Annotated in this window: 19 protein-coding genes; 7 read left to right on the top strand and 12 right to left on the bottom strand. The window is 44.4% G+C overall.

All coding sequences use genetic code 11. The annotated features are described in order from the left end of the window. The first annotated feature begins 23 nt into the window (after positions 1-23). Positions 24-1,070 carry a CAF17-like 4Fe-4S cluster assembly/insertion protein YgfZ gene (ygfZ, locus tag ACYX4N_RS08300; protein ID WP_476056226.1) on the top strand — a complete coding sequence of 349 codons (1,047 nt, stop codon included), beginning with the start codon at positions 24-26 and terminating at the stop codon, positions 1,068-1,070. A 66-nt stretch (positions 1,071-1,136) separates the two neighbouring features. After that, positions 1,137-1,652 (top strand): FKBP-type peptidyl-prolyl cis-trans isomerase, encoded by a 516-nt coding sequence (locus ACYX4N_RS08295; RefSeq protein WP_118493376.1) that lies wholly within the window; start codon positions 1,137-1,139, stop codon positions 1,650-1,652. A gap of 67 nt (positions 1,653-1,719) precedes the next feature. On the opposite strand, the gene ACYX4N_RS08290 is transcribed toward ACYX4N_RS08295, so the two are convergent. Together ACYX4N_RS08290 and nadE are read right to left on the bottom strand one after the other, a co-directional pair. Continuing rightward, complete coding sequence (locus ACYX4N_RS08290; protein WP_012517511.1) at positions 1,720-2,058, bottom strand: P-II family nitrogen regulator; 339 nt, start codon at positions 2,056-2,058, stop codon at positions 1,720-1,722. Between the two features lie 2 nt (positions 2,059-2,060). Then, positions 2,061-2,897: an ammonia-dependent NAD(+) synthetase gene (gene nadE / locus ACYX4N_RS08285; RefSeq protein ID WP_476056225.1), complete on the bottom strand. Its 837-nt coding sequence runs from the start codon at positions 2,895-2,897 to the stop codon at positions 2,061-2,063. Between the two features lie 458 nt (positions 2,898-3,355). On the opposite strand from nadE, the gene ACYX4N_RS08280 reads away from it, so the two are divergent. Then, complete coding sequence (locus ACYX4N_RS08280; protein WP_476056224.1) at positions 3,356-3,937, top strand: GspH/FimT family pseudopilin; 582 nt, start codon at positions 3,356-3,358, stop codon at positions 3,935-3,937. A gap of 73 nt (positions 3,938-4,010) precedes the next feature. Here the strand turns inward: ACYX4N_RS08280 and ACYX4N_RS08275 are convergent, their stop codons facing one another. Next, positions 4,011-4,403, bottom strand: coding sequence for a prepilin-type N-terminal cleavage/methylation domain-containing protein (locus ACYX4N_RS08275; RefSeq protein ID WP_476056223.1), 393 nt, complete (start codon positions 4,401-4,403; stop codon positions 4,011-4,013). Between the two features lie 78 nt (positions 4,404-4,481). On the opposite strand from ACYX4N_RS08275, the gene ACYX4N_RS08270 reads away from it, so the two are divergent. From ACYX4N_RS08270 to ACYX4N_RS08255, 4 genes are read left to right on the top strand one after another with little or no spacing between them, the layout of a single operon-like run. Next, the gene (locus ACYX4N_RS08270; protein ID WP_476056222.1) at positions 4,482-5,036 is read left to right on the top strand and encodes a GspH/FimT family pseudopilin; all 555 of its coding nucleotides are present in this window, start codon (positions 4,482-4,484) and stop codon (positions 5,034-5,036) included. Beyond that, positions 5,030-5,674 (top strand): potassium:proton antiporter, encoded by a 645-nt coding sequence (locus ACYX4N_RS08265; protein ID WP_476056221.1) that lies wholly within the window; start codon positions 5,030-5,032, stop codon positions 5,672-5,674. The genes ACYX4N_RS08270 and ACYX4N_RS08265 overlap by 7 nt, the downstream gene beginning before the upstream one ends. Then, on the top strand, positions 5,664-6,596 hold the full coding sequence (locus tag ACYX4N_RS08260; protein ID WP_476056220.1) for a hypothetical protein: 933 nt from the start codon (positions 5,664-5,666) through the stop codon (positions 6,594-6,596). The genes ACYX4N_RS08265 and ACYX4N_RS08260 overlap by 11 nt, the downstream gene beginning before the upstream one ends. Then, the gene (locus ACYX4N_RS08255; RefSeq protein WP_474805782.1) at positions 6,583-6,924 is read left to right on the top strand and encodes a hypothetical protein; all 342 of its coding nucleotides are present in this window, start codon (positions 6,583-6,585) and stop codon (positions 6,922-6,924) included. The genes ACYX4N_RS08260 and ACYX4N_RS08255 overlap by 14 nt, the downstream gene beginning before the upstream one ends. Before the next feature lie 48 nt (positions 6,925-6,972). Here the strand turns inward: ACYX4N_RS08255 and ACYX4N_RS08250 are convergent, their stop codons facing one another. The 9 genes from ACYX4N_RS08250 to ileS all read right to left on the bottom strand — a co-directional run bounded on the left by ACYX4N_RS08250 (position 6,973) and on the right by ileS (position 18,806). After that, positions 6,973-7,437, bottom strand: a complete 465-nt coding sequence (locus ACYX4N_RS08250; RefSeq protein ID WP_474805781.1) for a type IV pilin protein — start codon at positions 7,435-7,437, stop codon at positions 6,973-6,975. A 2-nt stretch (positions 7,438-7,439) separates the two neighbouring features. After that, entirely contained in the window at positions 7,440-11,507 is a 4,068-nt protein-coding gene (locus tag ACYX4N_RS08245; protein ID WP_476056219.1) for a PilC/PilY family type IV pilus protein, read from the bottom strand. An 8-nt stretch (positions 11,508-11,515) separates the two neighbouring features. Continuing rightward, entirely contained in the window at positions 11,516-12,079 is a 564-nt protein-coding gene (locus tag ACYX4N_RS08240) for a PilX N-terminal domain-containing pilus assembly protein (protein ID WP_476056218.1), read from the bottom strand. Continuing rightward, positions 12,076-12,933, bottom strand: a complete 858-nt coding sequence (locus tag ACYX4N_RS08235) for a PilW family protein (protein WP_476056217.1) — start codon at positions 12,931-12,933, stop codon at positions 12,076-12,078. The genes ACYX4N_RS08240 and ACYX4N_RS08235 overlap by 4 nt, the downstream gene beginning before the upstream one ends. Beyond that, complete coding sequence (pilV, locus tag ACYX4N_RS08230; protein ID WP_476056216.1) at positions 12,930-13,580, bottom strand: type IV pilus modification protein PilV; 651 nt, start codon at positions 13,578-13,580, stop codon at positions 12,930-12,932. The genes ACYX4N_RS08235 and pilV overlap by 4 nt, the downstream gene beginning before the upstream one ends. A 436-nt stretch (positions 13,581-14,016) precedes the next feature. Next, positions 14,017-14,961 carry a 4-hydroxy-3-methylbut-2-enyl diphosphate reductase gene (gene ispH, locus ACYX4N_RS08225; protein ID WP_476056215.1) on the bottom strand — a complete coding sequence of 315 codons (945 nt, stop codon included), beginning with the start codon at positions 14,959-14,961 and terminating at the stop codon, positions 14,017-14,019. A 2-nt stretch (positions 14,962-14,963) separates the two neighbouring features. Further along, entirely contained in the window at positions 14,964-15,431 is a 468-nt protein-coding gene (fkpB, locus tag ACYX4N_RS08220; protein WP_474805770.1) for an FKBP-type peptidyl-prolyl cis-trans isomerase, read from the bottom strand. Positions 15,432-15,445: 14 nt separating this feature from the next. Then, positions 15,446-15,994 carry a signal peptidase II gene (gene lspA / locus ACYX4N_RS08215; RefSeq protein WP_476056214.1) on the bottom strand — a complete coding sequence of 183 codons (549 nt, stop codon included), beginning with the start codon at positions 15,992-15,994 and terminating at the stop codon, positions 15,446-15,448. Then, entirely contained in the window at positions 15,987-18,806 is a 2,820-nt protein-coding gene (ileS, locus tag ACYX4N_RS08210) for an isoleucine--tRNA ligase (RefSeq protein ID WP_476056213.1), read from the bottom strand. The genes lspA and ileS overlap by 8 nt, the downstream gene beginning before the upstream one ends. Positions 18,807-19,012: the final 206 nt, after the last annotated feature.

Genomic DNA, 19,012 nt, shown 5'->3' with positions numbered 1-19,012 from the left:
CAGCGAACTTTACAGTGGTGAATATGACATCTATCGCAGCATTACAAAATCTTCCTCAAGAGTTTATGGTCGAGCTTTCAAACACCATGATAATTTCTTTGGAAGGAGAACAGGCTGACAGCTACCTTCAAGGTCAAATCACAGTCAATATCAATAAACTTGATGAAAATACGGCACGGCATTTTGCGCATTGTGACAACAAAGGCAAGACGTGGTCTACGGGGTACGTGACCCGACACTTAAGCAAGTTATTGATGCTGACAAATGATGATGCGGGCAGCCATTCGTTAGCGCAGCTAAATAAGTATGGCGTGTTTTCTAAGGTCGATATCGTTGACGACTCGCAGGCTTACAGCGCTTACTTCATTTCACTCGATGCAGCGAAGTCTGATGAGGTAAACGCCCTATTAGGACAACTGTTTTCAAGCGATGATGTCGCACAACTTGTTGAGGGCGATACCGCAGATAAAGGTTTGCTGCCGAAAATAGAAAGCGATCATGGCGTGGCATTTGTCGCCAACACTACTCGCAGAGGCATTGTTGTTCTTTTAGATAAAAACAGTACAAAGCAATTAAACACGTTAATTGAGACAAAAACTGTAGCGTGTTATTCCCACGTTGTGTTTGACGCCATTCAGATTGAAAGCGTACATGCCTTAGTACAGGGTGAAGCGGTGGCGGAATATGTACCACAAATGATTAATGTACATGCGCTTAACGGTATCGACTTTGATAAAGGCTGTTACATGGGGCAAGAAGTGGTCGCACGAACACGCTTTTTGGGCAAAAACAAACGTGCCGCCTATAGCTTTAAACTTGAAGACAAAGTAGATATCAAACCTGGCGATAGCCTTGAAAAGCAATTAGGTGAAAACTGGCGTATAGCGGGTAAAGTACTGAATGTTGCGTCGCTCGACAACGAAACCTGGTTTATTGCCGTATTAAATAACGACACTACCACCGAAGATTTACACAGACTGGCTGATAACAACGCCATTACCTGTTACCCTAATAGCTTGCCGTACAGTATTGAGCAACAAGCAAGCAATATTGTGAAAAAACGTCGATAAGCAGTTTACTGCTGCATTAAATTTATTGCCCTTTTTTATTATCATAGGGCCAAGATAGGATTTGTTATGACAATTACTTCTGACAGCGTTGTAACGCTACACTACACCGTATCTACCGAAGACGGCACAACGCTAGACTCTTCAGAAGGTAAATCGCCGCTAGTTGTACTTTTAGGTCGTCGCTTCTTAATTGAAGGACTAGAAGATGCACTTATTGGTAAATCAAAAGATGACAGCTTCAACGTTTCTGTAAACCCTGAGAAGGCTTACGGTGAACGTTCTGACGAACTAGTTCAAACCGTACCTCGCTCAATGTTCGATGGTATGGACGTTGAAGTTGGTATGTCTTTCCGCGCCACTACCCCGCAGGGTGAGCAATCTGTGATCATTATCGAAACAACTGACGAAGAAGTTGTTGTTGACGGTAACCACCCGCTAGCAGGCATTCCGTTGACGTTCGATGTAACGGTTGTGGACGTGCGTGAAGCGACGAAAGAAGAGCTTGAGCACGGTCATGTGCATCAGGAAGAGAGCAGCTGTTGCGACCCGAAAACAGGCGAATGCTCAGAAGATAAGCACTAAATTGTGTTGAACGTATCAAAAAGGGAGCCGCTGGCTCCCTTTTTCATTTTCGAATAGTACGGTTAATTTATATAGCGTCTTCGTTTTGTTCACCGGTACGAATACGCACAGCGCTTTCAACGCTGTAAACGAAAATTTTGCCGTCACCGATTTTGCCCGTTTTAGCAGATGACTGAATGGCTTCTACCGCTTGTTCAACGCGGTCATCATCTAGCACAAGCTCAATTTTGATTTTAGGTAGGAAGTCAACTTGGTATTCAGCACCACGATAAAGCTCGGTATGACCTTTTTGGCGGCCAAACCCCTTCACTTCTGATACTGTCATCCCTGCGATACCGACTTCAGCTAGCGCTTCCCTAACGTCGTCCATTTTGAACGGTTTAATGATAGCTTCAATTTTTTTCATGACTACAACTCATCGTAAATTGTTGGAATTGGTACACGTTTGTGTTGCGTACGCTCATAAATATAGAGCAATTTCTCTTCCACTTCTGCAGAAACAGGCTTGCCTTCCAAAAAGTCATCGATTTGGTCGTAAGACATGCCTAGCGCTTGCTCGTCAGCTTTTTGTGGCGACAGGCTTTCTAAATCAGCGGTTGGGGCTTTGGTGATTACATTGTGCGGTGCACCTAAATGGGCTGCCACTGCACGCACTTGGCGCTTGCTTAGACCAAATAAAGGCGCTAAATCACACGCTCCGTCACCGTACTTAGTATAAAACCCTGTAATATTTTCAGCCGAATGGTCTGTACCTAGAACAAGTCCATCAACCATACCCGCAATTTCATACTGAATAACCATACGGGTACGTGCTTTGACGTTGCCTTTCACGAAGTCCTGCTTCGCTTCGCTTTCAGGAAGAAGGTTGGCATTAGCAAGCGCTTGTGAAGTAGAGGCGTGAATTGCGTCTGCGCCTGGTTTAACGTTCACCGCTAGCGAATGGGAGGGCTGAATAAAATCAATAGATTTTTGCGCATCCTCTTCGTCAGCTTGAGTGTCATAAGGTAAGCGAACCGCAATGAACTGATAGTTTTCATGATGTTCATCATTTAGCTCGTTCACTGCTAACTGTGCTAACCGACCCAAAGTACATGAATCAATTCCCCCACTAATACCTAATACCAGCGAATTCAAACCTGAGGTAAGCAACTGCTTTTTGATAAAAGATACTCGACGTGCAACTTCATATTCGACGTCAATTTCAGGCAGCACTTTCATTTCATCAATAACTGCTTGTTTTTGCATTGTAATATCCACGTATTTTTGAGGCGTCCTGGAGCTCGATTCTACGACAATATCACTTCAGATGTTAGTGGTATCCTCGCATCTATTTGATTTACCGTGCGCTTACTGTACAAAAGAAAGCGCATCGGATGTTTATTTTATTGTTTTTGAGCGTAGGCATCGGTTGTGCGAAATAGTTAACCGTAAGGCGTATGGTTAACTATGCGATATCACGGTAAAACATACCTTTGCCACTGTATTTTAGTTTACCCTAAAAAATAGGCGAGTAATGCATATTTATCGCGTAGTATCATTACATCGAAGATAGAATAAAAAGTAAATTGAAGGTAAATAAGGTTTTTGCTCAAGGCAAGCCCCAGAAGCTCAGACAATCTAAAAGCAATCGCTTCACCTGCGGTTTGTATGGCGTAACTCATTAATGAAGATTTAAAAAAGTTCGGGAAAATAGCAGTCTCAAAATGATAAGAACAAGATTAAAAAAATACCCAAAAGCCTTTGTTAACCAAAAAGGTCTTACACTGCTGGAAATGTTGGTCGCCGTTGCTGTGCTGGCGATTATTCTTTCTACTGTCGCGCCCAGTATTCAAAGCGTTCTTATCAAAAATAGAATCACTTCAGATATAAATAATTTAAGTGCCGTAGTGCAGCGGGCTAGGTTCACCGCGGTAGATGAGCAAGCTAGTGTGGTTTTATGTCCAACAGAAAATTACACTGCCTGCACCAGCAGCTGGAAAAAAGCAAAAATGGTATTTGTTGATGCAAACGGCAACGGTAGTCGCGACAATACCGAGGCGCTTATTGTCGCAAGTGATCCGCTGAACTCGGCAAATACTATCTACGGAGTAACAGGAAGCTTAACTTTTGATGAGCAAGGTGCAATCGATACGGCAGCAACAATTACCTTGTGCCCAAAGGATAACGATACCGACTATGCCTCTGCCCTGTTACTTTCGCTATACGGACGAATTTCAGTAGCTGTTGACAGTGACGGCGATGGTAAAAAAGAAGACTTAGATGGCGATGCGCTAACTTGTAGTTAATAGCCGCAGTTAATTCCTGCACTTACCAACCGAAGTTAGTATACGCAGCTGATAAACTGGGCTGATTACTCTATTACCAGCATTCTTTCGGGGCCAACGAGGTTTCACTAATTTTTAAAACCCTACAACTGTCATTTTGCTTTTTAAAAAATAGCGTAGCTGCCACTTCATATTCACCACTTTGACTCATCGTCTGTGCAATGCTGACTTTATCGATATTGGCTTGAGGTAGAGCAGTCAACGGTAGGTAGACACCTGACTCTAACCAACTTCTCGACTGCATTGACTGTATTGATAACAAGTACGCTTTAACTTGATTTACTTGGCTTAATTGCCAACTTGATATTATCGCTGTTGTAGTTGCTAAACTTAATACACTAACGATAGCGAGCACAGCCAATACCTCAACTAGCGTAAATCCTGTGTTAGAAATTCGATTATTTAAACCAACGCTATTCCCTTCCATGGTACAGCTTTCTCTCATTGTGTTTTTCAGTACATTAAGCCTATCAATTTAGCACTGTCACTATTACTGGACTTACGCATGGCTTTTCCTGAACGAAGAAATGAAAAAAGAGAAAACAATTGGTACAAGCGCGCTTCAGGCATGTCGCTTATTGAATTACTTATCGTGATAGGTATTACAAGTATATTGTCGGTAAGCGCGGTTCCGTCATTTCAAACGTGGCTAGAGCGAAACGATTTTAAACATTTCGCGTCGCAATTAGCCAACTCAGCTAAGCAAGCACGTATTTATGCACTTACTCAAAAAAAGCCCTATTACCTCATCGCAAAATTCGAAAATGCGAATTGCGTAATAATCAGTGACGATGAAAACTGCAACTGTTCAACATACCAGAACTGTGCGCTAAATGACGCCGCGTTTTGGGAGCTTCCAGCAAAATGGAATTCAAAGCTAACCACGTTAAACGCAAAAGACAAAACTGTAGCTTTCAATCAACAGGGTACGCTTAATTTCGGCAGCTCCACCACATTTAAGCTTTCAAGTGACCATTTTGCTGCCAAAGTCACGGTCAGCCCACTGGGTCGTGTGAAGTTGTGTAGCGAACAGCACATTACAGGTATTACGCTGTGCTAGCTTTTCCAAAAACATTGAACGATTTAAGTACAAATAAAACTGGCGGCTATAGTATTACAGAGCTGATGGTGGCCTGCACGTTAACAGGCATACTGATAGCAGCTATAACGACCTACAGCGTGCAGTCTCACGTTAGTTTATCATCGATTCAACACGCAACCGCAATAGAAGAAGACGCCCGTGCACTGCAGGATACTATTTCACGGCATTTAAGCAGGGCTGGATTTATTGGAAATAGCAGCACGCTTGCACCATTTTTAACTCTCGCCAATGTCCCTCATACAATGGCGAACGTTGCCCTTGGTCACCGAGCTGGTGAAACAGCAAATAGCTGCATCACGTTTTCTTATGACAAAAATCGTAACGGCACTATAGCTACAGCGCAGGACGAAATGTTTGGATATCGACTACACGATAAGTCAATTGAGTACAGAGTTGGAGGAAAAACCTGTACGCAAGGGGGGTGGTTTGACTTAACCGACCCAAATACGGTCGAAGTGACACAATTTGCCGTAAGCGTATTACACAAAGGTAGCTGGGGCGCGGCTTATGAAATCAATTTAAGCATACAGAGTTTGGTAAACCCAAACGTAGTAACAAACAAAACATTCGTGGTGGAGGCGGTTAATGAAAGATAAAGAGATAGTGAAATGGAAGCCCGTCACCGCATGCACACAAAACGTTAAGTGTAACTCTTACTTTTTAAAAGCAAAGCAAAAAGGTATGGCGGTCCTCGCGATTGTTGCCATTCTCCTAAGTGTAGTGACTTTTACTACCATAATTACCTCGCAAAACGTTCAGCAGTACTATGCCATACAGAAAATCAGACAAGAAACGGTGAGCTCTCACACGCAATTGAAAAAACACCTCAAAAAAGTAGCGACAGCGCTTCGAACGGAAAATGTTTTAACGGCATTAAACACAACAAATCAGCCTTTTCTAACAACCATAGTACACGAAGAAAGCCTTACGGGGGTTGGACATCAGCCGCTCACTCACTACGAAGTAAGCGTTTCTCACAATGCAGAAAACACTAAATATAAAGCTAACTTTCTTCGTTACCCTGCCCTTCTGAGGCTACCCACCGTAGTTCAGCTATTTTCATGGGATGGCCAGCTAACCAATTGGTTGTTTAATCGCAATTTAGCCGAACTAAGTGCGGCATTTTTTCCAAACAGTGTGACAGCTTCCCATTGTTACAACCTGGTGGAAGCCACCGTCTATTGGATAAATGGTGACTGCGTTTTATCCCATAGCGACCTAACGCATACATCGAGTTCGACCCCTGTCTTGTTAATTGTTATGGATGGCGATCTTACTATAAGTGCGAATACTCATTTCTTTGGGCTGATCATCGTTCTTTCCACAACCCCTTCTACTCATGAACTACACCTTGCACATTCGAGTTCAATTAAAGGCGCATTCGTATCTAATACTCAGTTGCAAACGCAGATTAATGGCGTGTTAATGCCTTCAGCGCAGGTGCTTAGTACTTTGCAGGCGGGCTCTCAAATGGCGAAAATAATCCCTATTCCAGGAACTTGGTATGACAACAATTAAAAAGCCCCAGCAAAAAGATTTCAGAAGCGTATTGTCAGTAAAGCGTCAAATCGCGCGTGATGATAATAGTGATAGCTCAAACGTTAGTGTTGTGAATAAAGGAGGAGTGCTAATAGAGGTGCTCATAGCGCTTTTGATTTTTATGACCTCTAGTGCTTTTTTACTTTCAAGCGAAATTAAAACACGAGTGCTTTGGCAGGCAACGTTAAAGTCACAAGACGAACAAACACAACAGTTAAATGCTGCTAGATTAACCTACACGCAGGATAACCTAGATCAACGCTGGGAGGATATAGCCGTTTTTGGTATTCCGATAATCACACCTTAGCGCGTTATAATTCGCCAAGGTGCAATAATAAGCTGCATCAGTTAAGCTTTAACAAGACCAGCAATATTCACCGGTTTCAAGAGAGCCATTATTGTTTTTGTCCCACCCTTTTCTACCATCACTGAAGTAGTAAAGGGTACCATCTGACCCTTGACCCGTGCCCGATACAGGAGTAGCTCTCAATTCATAATCAGTGACACCGGCAGATTGAATAGTTAGATTATAACGGCGATTAGCCGCGGGCTCTGATGAGGGTGAGTGTGTTGCAAAAATAGAAGGCGCTCCTGTATCGCCTCCGCTTGCGCCTGCACCTTTGTAGCTAAAAGAACCGCTATGATGACGCTCCATCGCGGACGCTAAGCCTAACAAATCAGCCTGACCTGTACCGCGGTATCCATCAGCAATAACCCCCTGATAGGACGGATAGGCAACGGCCGCGATTATACCGACGATAGCCACCACTATCATCAATTCGATAAGTGAAAACCCTTGTAACTGTTTTTTGAACTTCATGGTTATTCCCTTTCTGTTTCTGAGTGCCAGCTTCCGCGCTGAATACGTTCGAATCGCCCGTAAATGTTTTCGGCTAAGCACTCAAAAGCACTGTTACAAGCTTCGTCATTACCATCCTCATCGACCTCAATCACCGCAGACACACACTCAGTACCTAAACATACAACCGGGCTAACGATATCTTCAATAAGTATTTTGGTTTCAGGTGCAATACCCGTTTGCTTTAACTCAGCAACGCGATCATCACCATTCACATCACCGTCGTTATTCACATCTGTGACAGCATTGCCATTAAACATACTAACAAGGTACGCACGACTGTTTCCGGTAGGCGGTGCACAGGCGCTGGTGCTGCTTACGGCCGGAACATAGGTGGTAAAGAATACTTTGTAGTCAATGATAAGCGGAGAAGACAGCACTTTCTCTCCATCCGTCGTTAAGTTCAAATACCAGCCATCTTTATTGGCGAACTCTGCTGTCGCCAGCGCACGTTCGTTTTCATCACTGCTATTTAGCGCGTGACTGGTAGCGTTGTACATTTTATTTTCGGTCACTGTAGTCATGTACGTGTATTTGCCGTTTTCATCACGTTTGAACACACCGCTATCTTTAAGCATGTAGAAGTTGTCTTCCACAACGGTATCAAGTGGAGATGCACGCCACCCGCTCCCCAGCGCTACGGCATAGTATAATTCATCACCTAAAGCGATTTCTGTTACATCCGGCCCATAGTAAAAACGGCGATTGGTTTCTTCGGTATCCCCACCGAAATCTGCAATACGTGCACCTTTTATAAAATTAGAGCCAGTCTCTCCATTATAGATGTCCAGACGAAATAGTTGGCCCCCTGTATCAGCAACATACATGTGGTCGGCTTCACCATCATTATCCCTATCGATAACGGAAATGCGCCCCGGAATACTGTAAGTCATATTACTTAGATCAAGATCAGAATCTTCATTACTGGCGTGCCAAAGCAAGCTTCCAGTATCAGCATCAAACATGTAAACGGCATTACCAACTACATCGTTAGCTCTTATCGAACGATCATCTTGAGCGTCGTCATAACCGCCCCCAACAATCATCACGTTTTTAACTTCACCACCCATATTTACTTTCGTAATGGTTGGCCTTGACCACGTTTGGCCCAACTTAGTTAAATCACCTTCACCGCCAGTGAGTTGATACTTAAGCTTAGGCGAGTTTTTCGCTGTCACATCAAAAACATAATAGTTACGTCCACCTCTACGCATGCCAACATAAAGATACATTTTGTTATCCACGGTTCGCAGAACCATATCGCCATCTAGCCCATACTCGTGGTTCAACGAAGGGGTATCTTTGTAGAAGTGATGTAGATTTTGTAACAGCTCTTTCGGCATGATGGCAAAGTTTTCTTCGCCAGTTTCTGTATCAAATGAATGAAGCATCCCTTGGTTAGTCGCGACAAAAATGGCTGAATCATTAGTACCGTAATTCACAATAATAGGCTGTGAATGAATGGGGTCACCCATTTGGGTTCTGTAATCACTCGTACTGCCATTACCATTGCTGTCTTTTACATCAACACCTCGTGCCCATTTTAGAATAGCCTCTCTTAGGTCTTCAGCGTCGGTCTCATTTTGGATAGCGAGATCTTCAGTCGTAATAGAAGAGTTATCTTCATGAAGTGCATTGTCCTCATCCACAATAGAACCCGTTCCGTCAAACACATAAATGTTGCGGTTTGACCCCATACGACTTGCGGCGCCACCTTCGCTCACCTCACTGCCGTCAGCGAGTGTTGACCAATAGCTATGAGAATTCTCAGCGAAGAACCCGGTTTCGCTGTCTACGGCACTATGGCTGTTCTTATCGAGAATTTCGTCGCCACTCAATCTGTAGCGCTTCAAGTTACCAGGCCAAATTGCGCCTTCACTAGGCTTAAACAGTGCGAAATAAAGCTCATCTCTATGCGTAAGACGGTTTAACTGGTTCACTGCAACACCGGGGGAAACAAACGTAGCATTCACATCTTTTACAGAGCGTAATATGGTATTGAATGCTTCGAGTAAATCAGTGCTGTTGTCCGCTTGATAGAAACCACCACCACTTTGCAGCGCAAGTTGGTTGAGGAAGTTATTAGCAGTATTGTTCGCTGCAAACCCAATGGTATGGGTAATGACTCTAGGCCCAATTACAGAGGTAGAGGCATCGCTGATGTTTTTAACTAAGTCAAGGCCACACTTTTCGCCGCCACTACCGGTGCAGCTTTGACCTAATAGGGTCTGAATTTTAGAAACACTATGGTTGTTATTCGCTTCACCGTCAGAAAGCAATACTATATGGTTGTTGGTTTGACACTGTAAGTCGGACACTGGCGAAATGTAGGTTGCAGGAGTAGGAATTTGCTCTGTAATACAATCGCTGTCAGATAGATTATCTTCTGTACACCCATAAGGTAGTATAGAGTCTTCACCAATATAAGAGCTACGATGGCTTACCCTAGTGCTTTTTCTAACGGAGTTGCTAACACCATTCTCACCACGTTTACGGCCATAATCTACACTTCGGCCGCCATAGTAGTTTGTCGCCTCTAAGAGCGTATCTACAATGGGTGTAAAACCATTGGCGCTCAATTCATCTATTTTACTGACTAAGTGCTCACGTACAGATGCTGTAGCGCCAGGCGTGGCTGCACCGTTAAATTTAACTATAAGCTTTGGCGCTTTAGACGGTGAGTTATAGGTGTGCGCTCCACGGTACGACACAAAATCGTCCATCACAAACGCCATATCATTGCCTGATTCCCACCCTGAACGGTCGACGATTTGCTTAACAATACTGCTTATATCAGGTGTTCTGTAACTATAGTTATTATAGAAGTCTGGCATCGACCAAGTAATACCTGAGGTTTTTGGCAGATTTCGCAAGCGATAGCGTTGGTTTGGATGAAAGTCTGACGCATCATCGTCGGCGACACCGCGTATACGCATACTAGGGTTGCCATAAGTTACAGTACTGTAGGCGGTAAACTCGAGGTACGCCTCTGCTATTTCAGCACCTTGTGGAATATTTACGTTTCTAAACCTTACCCCTATGTAGTCGTTATACGAAGGATGAAATGTGAGTTCGCTCCCTGTGTTCGGGTAGCCATTTGTCGCTTCTTCAGAGTTATCTTTCGAGTTGCCAACCTGATAAATACCCTCACCTTGCACACATCCCGTCGCCGTAGAGTCATCGTATGACACGACTAATTGCGGGGCTCCGCTTTGCCCTACATCACTTGCTCTTACTTCTCGACCGCTAGCGTTATCCGAACTTGAGCCTTCGATCAGGATATTTAAGTCTTTTCCGCCACACCAAGCAGACAAGTCCACAACTTCTTGTATTACTGCACTAATATCTGGTGTGGTAATAACCTCGCCTGAGGCGGGAAAGCTATTATTAGTCAACCATTCGACATTAGCGGCTGTCTTGGTTCGGTCGCTAAGATTGTTGCTGCTTGAAGAAAACTCGGTACTGGATGCAGATGCTTCTGCTGAAATGACAAGAGATGTGCCTGCAATATTAAACCTTTCAGAGGTAAGGCGAATGTTAGCACTAACAATGGTGGCCCCTTGCGGTATGTTTAAATCGGTAAAGCGCAGACCAGAAGTTACCGTTTGGGTGCCACTACTTAATATCAAGTCGTTGCTATCTGTCGTCACACTACCATTTATTTCATGGGCATCATGGTTATCGTCGTTAGTTGAAACAATAATTTCAGGACGCACGGCATCGTCAATATTACGTATCGGATAAAGAATTGGCCCGCCATAATCAGAAAAGCGCATGAGTCCAGCATTAATATTTGTGGCAGAGCGTAGCGCGTCTTTAAGCGCGTTTTGTACACGGAGCATTCTGGTCTGACTGGTGTTATCGTAAGACCCCATACTCCCCGATGAGTCCATAATAAAGAGTACATTTGGATTATAGGTAACCGCACTGCTCGCGTTCCCTAAATAAATATCAAGGTCATCGCCGAAGGCAGAAAATCCAATACAGCTAAACAGCGTAATCGAAGCAAGGTAATTTGTTATTTTTTTCATCATAATACCTATTGTGAAGCCGGGCCAAAAACGGATGCAGCTAAGCTGTTAGCTACCACTGTGGACTTACCCGCAACTTTTCCGCAGCCTCTAATAATAAATACGTGGCAGTTAACATTACTTCCACCAATTACATTGCTTGACCCTCTGCAAGCTTGTTCACGAATAAATGCTGTACGCGACCAGCTTTTTGAAGAAGCCTCGCTTTGATAAGTACCATCTGTAATATGCCTATCACCAATGGTTAAACCACCTTCAGTCATGTATCTATCAGTCCATTGGTTTTCATCAAAACAGCTCATTGTATCTGCATCAGGGTCAAAAATAGTGCCTTGCCTTGCCTCTGAAAGTGGATCCGTTTTTGCTGTGTCAGTAAGCAAAACCTCATCTTCGGATTCGAAAAAAACACCGGCAATTGCGGCTTCAGCCGCGTCGAACGCTAATCCACTTTGCTGCATAGACACAGCCATTTTTGATTGAGACAAGCTGCTCGTTACAGCGCTTACGCCTAAAACTGTGATAGACAGCAAAACAAGTAGCGCAAATACCATGACTAAGCCTTGCTGTTTCATTTCGAACTCCTGACAAAATTCTTCATATTTCTTAGAGCTAATGTCTTCGAAAAGACTTGATAATAGTGATCGGTCGCCATTGTTTTTGACGCTTCATTCAAAAGCGCATATTTTTGTGCCTGGGTTTGCCGCACTTCATTTTGGTAGCTTTTAAGCATAATGGCCCATCGTAATGACACCACTTGTTGGTTCAGCGCCCTTAAATTATCGATCTCATCGGCAGTGACGTAAGTAACGGCCTGACCATTAGAGCTTGTGATCACGTCTGACACGCCAAACTGCACTTGAAAACTTTCTACGTTATCTAGCAATGTGACTGTAATAGGGTCAACCGATTGCGATTTAATGCCAAGTAAAACGCGGCCGTCGTAACCGGTACATTTTAGTGTACTGCCACTTACGAAATAATGATTAACAACGTGAAATTCGCGTCCGGCATAGCCATGTGAATTACCGGTACAATCTTCGTGATTTAAAAGACTTACAACGAGTTTATCGCTGCCACCGCTGGCGGTCTGTACACTACCCAATGCGGTTTTAGTAGAAAAGTCACCGGGTAAGGCAACAGGATGATTTTCGACATAAGCAGCTTCAGCGACAATATCAACAGACGTATCGACATCGGCGACAATTTGGTCGTAACGACCTACTTCGTAAAACTCCGCCGACAAGCGGGACATAATAAAGCGCCCAGACTCTTGAACTTGGGCTACCGCTTGATTAACTTTATTGGTAACACTTGAACTGACTAAAACCTGAATAACCGCACCAGAAATAATCAGGCCCAGCGTCAAAGTAATCATTAACTCTACCAGTGAAAAGCCGTGTTGTGCTCGTTGACGATAGCTCTTCATAGCGTCACATCCTTAAACACACATCCATTGCTGTCACCTTCGGCTTCGTTGCAGCGCGAATTTAAATTATATTGCTGGTTGCCGGAGGATGAGACGGGCCACATGAGCAAAATTTCCACACGGGACCCAGGGCTACAACTGTAAGTGTCAGCGTTATTATTATCAGTACAAGATACCGACACTGTTGTTTGCGGATTGGTTTGCACCGCTGAGCAAGATAATGCCCAGCCGTCATATTTGGCCATTTGAGTTTCGGTGCAAGATTGCCCTTCACAATTAGGAATAGCTGCAGGTCTCGTTAAACAGCAGCTGTAGTAAGGCTGAGAACCATTAGCACAACTTAAACCTGTAAAATTATAGGTTGTATCTGCGAAATAGTCGTTATTTGCTACCATGCCGTCGCCCACGGTTGCAGGGCGAGCTGCGGCGCGTAATCGCTCTGCTACTTGTGCGGCTACCATTTCCGCTTGCGTCCTGCTTATGGCGTCTTTATTAGCAAAAGAGCCGGTAAACTGCAGCGCAGCAACACCGAGTAACCCTACCGCTAGAATAAATAGAGTAATCAAGATCTCTATAAGACCTACACCGCGTTGGGTGCAGATTGTGCTTCCTTTCACTGGGTTTCTCGCCACCTTTTTAACTCTCATCACTTTTGCCAAAATTGAAACGTAAGAATGGGTGTTATCACCAATTTAGTATAGTAAGACAAAAGCGCATTACACTGGGTATCATTGGTTATCAAAACGTATAATTTTTAGCTATCTAAAAGGTTACAAACTGGCGATTAGCGTTGCGCTAATTTCTTCGGAACCGGCGCACGAACACTTTCACAGTAGCGTATATAAAGACCCCGCCTTCACAAGCAGAGGGAACACTACAGTAGTTTTAAGGCTTCACTTCCGCCAAAACTACTGCTGACCTTTTACCATAAACAAGTAGCTAAATTCTTTTAGTCGCTAAACCTCGTTTTGATTTAAGGTATTATTATCTATCCGCAAGTCGTTGAATTTCCAGTAGACAAAAGCATAAAAAAACACCGCAACAAAGTGCGGTGTTTTTTTATGCTTTGATAATGTAGCAAGTTTAAACGACTTGCTTTACTCGCAATTCTTTAGGAACAGCAAATTCCACATTCTCTTCGCGCCCAGCACGCTCAGAAGCTGAAACCGCGCCCCACGCTTTGAGCTTGTTTACCACACCCTGCACTAAGACTTCAGGGGCAGATGCGCCAGCGGTAACGCCAATGTGCTCTACGCCTTCTAGCCACTCTTCCTGGATGCAATTAGCGTCGGCAATCAAATAAGCTTTAGCACCAATTTTTTCAGCCAGTTCACGAAGACGGTTCGAGTTTGAGCTATTCTGTGCCCCAACAACCAACAGAACCTGACAGTCTTGTGATAAGTCGCGCACAGCGTCTTGGCGATTCTGTGTTGCATAGCAAATATCGTCTTTTCTCGGACCGTTTATTTTGGGAAACTTAGCGCGAAGGGCGTCGATTACATCGGCGGTGTCATCAACAGATAGCGTAGTTTGGCTGCAATAATAAAGGTTTGTCGGATCTTTAACTTCAAGCGTTGCCACATCAGCTTCAGATTCAACTAAATAAATACCGCCCTCTTCATTGCTGTACTGACCCATGGTGCCCTCTACTTCAGGGTGACCAGCGTGACCAATCAAGATGCATTCAGTGCCCGTTTTGCTAGCACGAGTAACTTCCATATGCACCTTTGTAACCAGCGGGCAGGTTGCGTCGAACACCTTAAGACCGCGACTATCTGCTTCTTTTCTTACCGCTTGCGACACACCGTGCGCCGAAAAAATTACGATACTGTCGTCTGGCACTTCATGCAGCTCATCCACAAACAGCGCACCGCGCTCGCGCAGCCCGTCTACAACGAACTTGTTGTGTACCACTTCGTGGCGCACATAAATTGGCGGTTCGAACATTTCTAGCGCACGCTCAACTATGGTAATAGCTCTGTCTACGCCCGCACAGAAGCCGCGAGGGTTAGCTAAATGAATTTGCATAACTAATTTCCACCTTGTGCTGAAGCGCCAGGTTTAACATCGATGATTTCTACATCAAAAATAACCGTCTGACCCGCTAACGGATGATTGAAGTCTACCGTTACTGAATCGCCAGCAGCGCTTCGAATAATACCCGGAATTTCCGAACCATCTGGCTGCGAAAATGCTAGAATCATGCCTTCTTCTACTTGTAAGTCAGCACCAAAGCGACTTCTATCCATATAGTGAATATTGTTAGGATCTGACTGGCCAAACGCATCTTCGGGGCCTAATGTGAATGACTTTTTGTCGCCCTTTGCTAGCCCAAGTAAACACGCTTCAAAATTTGGTGTTAGGCTTCCGTCACCCATAACCATTTTTGCAGGTTTGTTGTTTACACGAGTGCTGTCTGCAGCAGAACCGTCTTCAAGTTTTAAATCGAAGTGAAGAATAACTTCGCTATCTGCGCCAATTACTAAAGAATCTGTCATAACCTTTCCGAATACTACTTAATGGTTTCGCTACTTTTCGTGCCGCTTGCTTGCACGTCAGCGTTTTTTTCTTCACTTCTTTTATCGCCATTTTTAAACATGTCGATTATGAGTAAAGCCGCGCCTATAAATATGGCGCTGTCGGCTATATTAAACGCAGGCCAGTGATAATTGTTTACGTAAAAGTCTAAAAAATCGATGACATAACCGTGAACTAAACGGTCGTAAACGTTTCCTAATGCACCACCTAAAATAAAGGCAAACGCAACGGGCAGCATTTTTTGCGAACGAGGTGACTGCTTCAGCCACCACAAAATCACTACACTTACTACGACAGCGATGGCAGTGAAGAACCAACGCTGCCAACCACCTGCATTTTCTAGAAAGCTGAATGCGGCGCCGTAATTATGTACGTAAGTAAAGTTAAAAAACGGCAGTACCTGTATAGACTGATACAGTGACATACTGTCGATAACCGTGTACTTACTCCATTGGTCGAGGATAAACGCAATCGCGCTTATCCATAAGAAACGCAACCCCGTTTCGCGAAAAAGCTTAGGCATAGTGGCGCTCTTCTCCATCACCGTCAATGTTTGTCACACAGCGACCACATAACTCTTCGTGACCTTCATGCGAGCCTACATCTTCACGGTGATGCCAGCAGCGCACACACTTTTCACCGCTTGCTTTATTAACGCTTAGCCATAAACCTTCGACGTCTGTGGCTTTCGCGTCAGACGGAGCTTCGTCGACTTTGGTTAGCGAAACGCCCGACGTAATAAGCACGAAGCGAAGCTCGTCTTCTAGTTTAGCCAGTACGTTGTAAAGAGACTCGGAAGCATAAAGCGAAATGCTCGCTTCCAGTGAGCCACCTAGTTCGCCATCTTTACGCGCCTGCTCCATCGCTTGGTTCGCCGCATCTTTTACGCTTAGCACTTGATGCCATAGGGCATCGTTAAACGTATCGCTTTGCGTGAAGTTATTAAACCCTTCGTACCAGGTTTCAGTAAATACAAACTCACTACGCTCGCCAGGTAAGGTTTCCCAGATTTCTTGCGCAGTAAAGCTAGTAATAGGCGCCATCCAGCGAACCAAGGCTTCAATGATGTGATACATGGCCGTTTGGCATGAACGACGGGCTAGACCATCTGCTTTAGCTGTGTACTGGCGGTCTTTAATCACGTCTAAATAGAATGAGCCCAGTTCAATTGAACAGAAGTGCGTAAGCTTCTGTGACACTACTAGCAAGTCGTAGTTGTCATACGCTTCGATAAGCTCTTCTTGAAGTGCCTTAGCACGAGCAACAATCCAGCGGTCAAGGGCGACCATATCTTCTTCTGCAACCGCGTCTTTAATCTCAAAACCATTAAGGTTAGCAAGCAAGAAACGTGCGGTGTTACGTACGCGGCGATAGCCATCGGCAGCACGCTTTAAAATCTCATCCGATACAGCAATTTCACCGCGATAATCAGTAGATGCTACCCATAGACGAAGGATGTCTGCGCCTAATTTGTTAGTCACTTCCTGAGGTGCCACAACATTACCTACCGACTTCGACATTTTTCTGCCGTGAGCGTCTACCGTAAAGCCATGGGTTAGCACTTCTTTATACGGTGCGTGACCGTGCATGGCTGTTGATGACATAAGCGAAGACATAAACCAACCACGATGCTGGTCGGAACCTTCAAGGTATAAATCGGCAGAGGCCGGAATATCGTCGCGACGGTCTACAACAAAATAGTGCGTTACGCCTGAGTCAAACCAAACGTCTAGGGTATCAGTCACTTTTTCGTAGTTGTCTAATTCGCTTCCAAGCAGCGCTGCATCATCGAGGTCCCACCACGCTTGAATGCCTTTAGCTTCAACTTCTTGTGCCACCTTTTCCATCAATGCTGCAGACTCAGGATGAATTTCACCAGTAAGTTTGTGCACATACAATGGAATAGGCACGCCCCACGTACGTTGACGAGAGATACACCAGTCTGGGCGACCTTCAACCATTTTCTCAATGCGGTTTTGACCCCAGTCTGGGATCCACTTGGTTTGCTTAATTTGTTCAAGTGATTCAGCGCGAAGGCCTTTTTTATCCATACTTACAAACCACTGAGGCGTAGCACGGAAAATAATTGGCGTCTTATGGCGCCAGCAGTGCGGGTAGCTGTGCTCGTATTTTACGTTTAAGACGAGGTTGCCCTTCTCCTTTACCGTTTCGATAATTTCATCGTTAGCTTTAAATACAAACTTTCCTGCAAATAACGGGGTGTTTTCAAGGTATACACCATTGTTACCTACCGGATTATAAACTTCGATATCGTATTGCTTGCCAACGTTGAAGTCGTCAACACCATGGGCAGGTGCGGTGTGTACACAGCCAGTACCAGATTCTGTAGTAACGTGGTCGCCTAGAATCAGTGGTACTTCAAGGTCTAAGAACGGGTGATTAACTTTAAGCTTATCAAGTGCTTCACCGGTACAGGTTGCCACTTCACGGAAATCTTCTACGCCGTAACGGTTCATACAGCTTTCAAGCAGGTCCTGCGCTACTACCAACCATTCGTTTGATGGCTGAACTTCAACAATTGCATAAGTAAGTTCAGGGTGTAAGCTAATTGCACGGTTGGCAGGTAACGTCCACGGCGTGGTAGTCCAAATAACAACACCCGCTTTGTGAGCGGTTAAATCAGCTTCAGACACGCCAAACGCTTCTGCAATAGCCGCCACATCAGCCACGGGGAACTTAACGTCGATTGCCGGTGATACTTTGTCTTTGTATTCAACTTCTGCCTCAGCAAGTGCAGAACCACAATCTGTACACCAGTGAACAGGCTTAAAGCCTTTTTCTAAGTGGCCTGAGTCAACAATTTTGCTTAATGCACGAATGATGTCAGCTTCAGATTTGAAGTCCATGGTTTTGTATGGGTTATCCCATTCACCAAATACACCTAAACGTTTAAAGTCAGCCATTTGGCCGTCAATTTGCTTTTGTGCATATTCGCGACACTTTTGGCGAAATTCAGCCGCAGTAACTTTCTTACCTGGCTTACCAACTTTCTTTTCTACCATCAATTCAATCGGCAGACCGTGACAGTCCCACCCTGGAACGTACGGAGAATCGAAGTCAGAAAGGTTTTTCGACTTTACAATAATGTCTTTAAGAATTTTGTTAACCGCGTGACCAATGTGAATATCGCCATTCGCATAAGGAGGACCATCGTGAAGAATAAATGGCTTTTTGCCTTTTTTCGCTTCACGAATTTTGCTGTATACCCCTTTTTCCTGCCAGTCTTTAAGCATTTTCGGCTCGCGCTGAGCAAGGTTACCGCGCATTGGGAACGCAGTTTCTGGAAGGTTCAGTGTGGCTTTGTAATCACTCATAAAATTGTATTATCCGGTTACCTTAATTTTCACCCAATGCACTAACACATTGTGAAGGCGATATTCATTTTGCGATGTTCAAATTAAAACGCTGATTGTAAAAGGTTCAACGTAAAACTGTGTGTCGTTCTCACTAGCGCAAGGCCGACGTTGTATGTTCTAGCAAAGTAACTTGCTTACGCGAACAAGGCTCCACGTTTAAAAAA

The sequence above is a fragment of the Alteromonas sp. ABH4_452 genome, from assembly GCF_056311825.1.
This window is presented reverse-complemented; position numbering and strand designations above follow the sequence as displayed.